Source organism: Bacillota bacterium (assembly GCA_040754675.1).
Lineage (GTDB): Bacteria > Bacillota > Limnochordia > Limnochordales > Geochordaceae > Geochorda.
Map to the genome: position 1 here is coordinate 1 of JBFMCJ010000287.1, position 5,143 is coordinate 5,143.

Consider the following 5,143-nt stretch of genomic DNA (forward strand, 5'->3'; position numbering starts at 1 on the left):
CGGAGCGCCCGGGAGCGGAGGCCGCGGGGGCCGCACGGGTGTATGCTACAAACGAGAAGAACTATAACCGCGAACAAGCAGGTGCGGGATAGGGCCTGGGCGTACTGACGCGCTGGCTGCAGTGCGGACCTGGCAGCGGGGAGGGGCTGACGCTTTCATGGAGGACCGGCGGGCGCGCACGGTGGAGGAGCGGGCCGAGGCGTTCACCACCCTTTCGTGGCTTCCTCTGAAAAGGGTTTATAGGCCCGAGGACGTGGGTGATCTGGACTACCATCGAGACCTGGGCGACCCGGGGGAGTACCCGTTTACGAGGGGCATCCACGAGACCATGTACCGCGGCCGGCTGTGGACCATGCGGCAGTTCGCCGGCTACGGCACGGCCGAGCAGACCAACGCTCGCTTCCACTACCTGCTTCAAAACGGCCAGACGGGGCTTTCAGTGGCGTTCGACCTGCCGACCCTGCTCGGGTACGACTCCGACCACCCCAGAGCGCGGGGCGAGGTGGGGCGGGAGGGCGTGGCGGTCGACAGCCTGGCCGATATGGAGCGGCTGTTCGACGGCATCCCCCTGGGCGAAGTGAGCACCTCCATGACCATCAACGGCCCTGCCGCCATCCTGATGGCCATGTACATCGTGGTCGGCGAGAAGCAGGGCGTGCCGATGGAAAGGCTTTCGGGCACGCTCCAGAACGACATCCTCAAGGAGTACATCGCCCAGAAGGAGTTCATCTTTCCGCCGGAGCCGTCCCTGAAGCTGGTGGTGGACACCATCGAGTTCGCCACGCGGCACATGCCCAGGTGGAACACCGTCTCCATCAGCGGCTACCACATCCGCGAGGCGGGCGCCACGGCCGTCCAGGAACTCGCCTTCACGCTGGCCGATGGGCTCACGTACGTGGAGGCGTGCCTCGCCCGAGGGCTCGACGTCGACAGCTTCGCGCCCAGGCTCTCGTTTTTCTTCAACAGCCACAGCGACTTCTTCGAGGAGATCGCCAAGTTCCGCGCGGCGCGGCGGATGTGGGCACGGTTCATGCGGGAGCGCTTCAAGGCGCAGAACCCCCGCTCGTGGATGCTGCGCTTCCACACGCAGACGGCGGGCTGCTCGCTGACGGCCCAGCAACCCGAGGTGAACGTGGTGCGGGTGACGCTGCAGGCGCTGGCGGCCGTGCTGGGCGGAACGCAGTCCCTTCACACCAATGCGCTGGACGAAGCGCTGGCGCTGCCCACGGCCGAGGCGGCGAGGCTTGCCCTGCGCACGCAGCAGGTGATCGCCGAGGAGAGCGGCGTGGCCAGCGTGGTCGACCCGCTGGGCGGCTCGTACTTCGTGGAGGCGCTCACCAGCGAGACGGAGCGGCAGGCGATGGCGTACATCGAACGCATCGAGCAGATGGGCGGGGTCATCGCGGCCATCCGCCGGGGGTTCATGCAGCGGGAGATCGCCGAGGCCTCCTACCGCTTCCAGCAGGAGGTCTCGAGCGGCAAGCGGGTCATCGTGGGCGTGAACCGCTACGCCATCCCGGCCTCGGAAGAGAAACCCGTCCCCATCCTGCGCATCGACCCGGAACTGGAGAGGCGCCAGGGCCAGCGGGTCCAGGAACTGCGCAGGAGCCGGGACAACGCCCGGGTCCAGGCCGCCCTGAGAGACCTCGCCCGCGCCGCCGAACGGGAGGAGAACGTGATGCCCTACCTCATCGAGGCGGTGCGCGCCTACGCCACGCTGGGCGAGATGGTGGATGCTCTCAAGAGCGTCTACGGCGTCTACGTCGAGGAAGCGGTGGTGTGAGCCTGTCATGGAGCACTCAGCCCCCATCCGGGTGCTGGCGGCAAAGGTCGGGCTGGACGGTCACGACCGCGGCGTGAAGGTGATCGCCAGGGCCCTGCGGGACGCAGGCATGGAGGTCATCTACTCGGGCCTCTTCCGCACCCCGCAGGAGGTGGCGCAGACCGCGGTGGACGAGGACGTCGACGTGGTGGCCATCAGCATCCTCTCGGGGGCCCATAACGCGCTGGTCCCCGAGGTGCTCAAAGCGCTACGGGAGCGAGGCGCCGGAGACATCCCGGTCGTGGTCGGGGGAACCATTCCGGACGAGGACGCGGCGTTCCTGGTGAACCAGGGAGTCCGGCGCGTCTTCGGCCCCGGAGCGGACCTCGCCGCCATTGTAGAATACATCCAGCGGCTGGTGCGCCCGCGGGCGCCGGCGTAGCGGGCTTCGGCCTGCGGCGCTGGCTGGATGCCGGGCCCGTCGGCCGGGGCGTCTCGAGGTGAGGTGGCGGCATGGCAGCGGCCTATCTGGTTTACATCACGGCCCGCGACGAGCAAGAGGCCCGCCGCATCGGCCGCGCGCTGGTAGAGCGGCGGCTTGCGGCGTGCGCCAACGTGGTGCCGCGCATCGCTTCCTGCTACTGGTGGCAGGGCGAGCTCGTCGAAGACTCGGAGGCGCTGCTCCTGGTCAAGACCCTGGAGCCGGCCCTTCCCGCCCTGGAACAGACCGTGAAGTCGCTGCACAGCTACACGGTGCCGGCCATCTCCGCCGTCCCCGTGGAGCGCGTTCATGACCCGTACCTGCGGTGGATGCGCGAGGAGATGGGGGCAGGCCCGCATGAGCCGGGGCGGTCCGGCGGCCGGTGAGGTAGGGCTTTGGGGGCTCGTTCCTTACGAGCAGGCCCTGGATCTGGTACTGGACGCAGCAGGCCGGCTCGCTCCCCTTGCTGACGAGGAGGTGGCCCTGGAGGAGGCGGCCGGCCGGGTCCTGGCCGAGGCGGTGGTGGCACACGAGGCGTGGCCCCCCGCGGCCCGGGCTGCCATGGATGGTTACGCGGTCCGGTGCGCCGACGTGGCGGGAGCCAGTTCGTCGTCGCCCGTGTTTCTGGAAGTGGTCGAGACGCTGGTCGCGGGCACGTCGCGCGGCGTCGAACTCGGGCCGCGCCAGTGCTGCCGCGTGATGACGGGCGTTGTGCTTCCAGCGGGCAGCGACGCCGTGGTGCCGCAGGAAGTGGTGCGCGAGGCCGGGGATCGGCGCATCGCGGTGGAGAGGGCCGTCGAACCCGGGAGCTACACGTTTCCTGCGGGTGAGGACACGCAGCCAGGAGAGGCCGTGCTGCAGCCAGGCGTCCGGCTGTGGGCGGGACCCGTTGGCCTTCTCGCCAGTCTGGGCAGAACTCGCGTCAGGGTGAAGCGGCGCCCGGTGATGGCCGTGCTCGCAACGGGCGACGAAGTGGTGGAGGTGCGGGAGGCTCGCCTCGAGCAGGGCCAGGTCCGCAACAGCAACGCTTACAGCGTCGCGGCCCAGTTGCGGGCCTGGGGCGCGGCGCCTCTACTTGCCGGCATCGCCCCCGACAGCGAGGAAGAGCTCGCCGGCCGGGTCCAGAGCGCGGCGGACGTGGCGGACGGGCTGGTGGTCACCGGCGGCATGAGCGTGGGCTTGAGAGACCTGGTGCGGCCGGTCCTCGAACGCCTGGGTGTGCGCTGGCACCTGCACCGTGTGGCGATCCGGCCCGGGCGGCCGGTGGCATTCGGCACGTGGAACGGCAGGCCTGTCTTCGGGCTGCCGGGAACGCCCGGGGGTGCCTTCGTGGCAGCCGAACTCTTCGTCCGGCCTCTGCTCGCACGGTGGACGGGGCAGGCGTGGCGGGCCCCGGAGGTGGAGGGGTACCTTGCGGCCCCGGTCAGGATGGCTCCCGGCCGCATGCGGTGGCTGCGCGCCCGGGTGACGACCGACGACCGGGGGAGGCTCGTGGCCGAAGCGCTGGGCCGCCAGTCGTCTGCGTCGGTTCGTTCCCTGGCGGACGCCATGGCCCTAGTTGCCATCCCCCCGGAGGTGGAGGAGCTTCCGGCCGGTGCCCCGGTGCGGGTGCGCCTGCTCGAAGGGGCGGCCTGGCCTTCCTGATCGACAGACCGGGACCGCTCTACGCCACTTCTTCATAATCCCTTCACGCCTTCTCCCAAGGCCTGTGGCAGAGTAAGACCCGGAACCGGCGACGCAAGGCGCGCCGGCCCCCGGGGAATCCCCCGGGACGTGTTTGCGAGGGGGAGATGGAGAGGATGCACGCGGTTGTTTGGTCGAAGCGGCGGCAGCTGAAGCGGGCTGCGCTGGCCGTAGCGGTGGGGCTGGCCGTGGCGGCCGCGTCCGCCACGGTGCTGGCTGCACCGCCGCGGCGCGCAGCCGGCCCGGCCGCGCAGACATGGCAGGCGCCGGCGGTTGGCTACGGGTGGCAGGCGCTGGGCCTTACCGACGAGCAGATCGCCAAGATCAACGACATCCAGCAGAAGGCCGACGAGCAGGCGCTTCCCATCCGCAGCGAGCTGTTCGCCAAACGCCAGGAGCTGGCTCTGGCCCTGCGCTCGTCCGCGCCGGACCCCGCCAAGGTGAAGGAGCTCGTCGCCCGGATCAACGAGCTGGAGGGCCAGCTTGCGCAGATCCACATCCAGGCCCAGCTCGACGTGCGCGGCGTGCTCACGGACGAACAGCGGGCCAACCTCGGGACCCTCGGGTTCGGCGGGTTCGGGGGCCGGGGCGCCGGCTTCGGCCGTGGCGGGTGCGTTGGCTACGGCGCTGGAGGGTACGGCCACATGGGCCGCGGCATGGGGCGCGGTTACGGCCTGATGGGGCCGGGCCGGGGCTGGTAAGCTCCGCCCGGGTGGAGCCAAAAGGCGCCCGGCTGACACCCGGGCGCCTTCCACTCGCTCTACGCCACCGTTGTGCGACCCGCCTGCGTTACTTCGCCTTCTTCTCCGGAGCCGGCTTCTTGGTCTCCTTCGCAGGCTTCTTCTCCACCTCAAGCCACCCCCTCCCCGGCGCATCGGTGCGCCCGGAAGCGATGCCCGATCCCGTTTGCTGGCACCACTGTACCATTTCGGAAGGGTGCCGCAATGACGGCCTCTACAGGCACGGAGGGGGCTGATGAGCGGGCAAGCGCAGGCTACGTAAAATAACCGTCAAGCTCGTCCAATCTACATCAATCTAGCTCAATCTCATTCGGGTGTCGCTCACCGCTACTCGGTCCCCTGGAAATCCCGCTATAGTCCCTGGTAGTGGTGTAAATTCCTCCGGATCGATCGGGCACGCGTGATCAACAGGAGGATCGCGCGAGGCTTCCCGAGGCGGAGGCCGTAGGCCGGAGCCTCGGGAAGGGGTGGGCCGGA

At 69.7% G+C, this 5,143-nt stretch carries 5 protein-coding genes; all 5 read left to right on the forward strand.

What is annotated here, in order from left to right; all coding sequences use genetic code 11:
- The first annotated feature begins 157 nt into the window (after positions 1-157).
- The 5 genes from AB1609_15005 (at position 158) to AB1609_15025 (ending at position 4,627) form a co-directional block, all read left to right on the forward strand.
- The gene (locus AB1609_15005; GenBank protein MEW6047766.1) at positions 158-1,783 is read left to right on the forward strand and encodes a methylmalonyl-CoA mutase family protein; all 1,626 of its coding nucleotides are present in this window, start codon (positions 158-160) and stop codon (positions 1,781-1,783) included.
- A gap of 7 nt (positions 1,784-1,790) precedes the next feature.
- A complete protein-coding gene (locus AB1609_15010; GenBank protein ID MEW6047767.1) occupies positions 1,791-2,204 on the forward strand; it encodes a cobalamin B12-binding domain-containing protein in 414 nt (137 codons plus the stop codon).
- A gap of 71 nt (positions 2,205-2,275) precedes the next feature.
- Positions 2,276-2,629: a divalent-cation tolerance protein CutA gene (gene cutA, locus AB1609_15015; GenBank protein MEW6047768.1), complete on the forward strand. Its 354-nt coding sequence runs from the start codon at positions 2,276-2,278 to the stop codon at positions 2,627-2,629.
- Complete coding sequence (glp, locus tag AB1609_15020; protein ID MEW6047769.1) at positions 2,601-3,887, forward strand: gephyrin-like molybdotransferase Glp; 1,287 nt, start codon at positions 2,601-2,603, stop codon at positions 3,885-3,887. Before cutA ends, glp begins: the two co-directional genes overlap by 29 nt.
- Before the next feature lie 155 nt (positions 3,888-4,042).
- Positions 4,043-4,627 (forward strand): Spy/CpxP family protein refolding chaperone, encoded by a 585-nt coding sequence (locus AB1609_15025; GenBank protein MEW6047770.1) that lies wholly within the window; start codon positions 4,043-4,045, stop codon positions 4,625-4,627.
- Positions 4,628-5,143 lie beyond the last annotated feature (516 nt).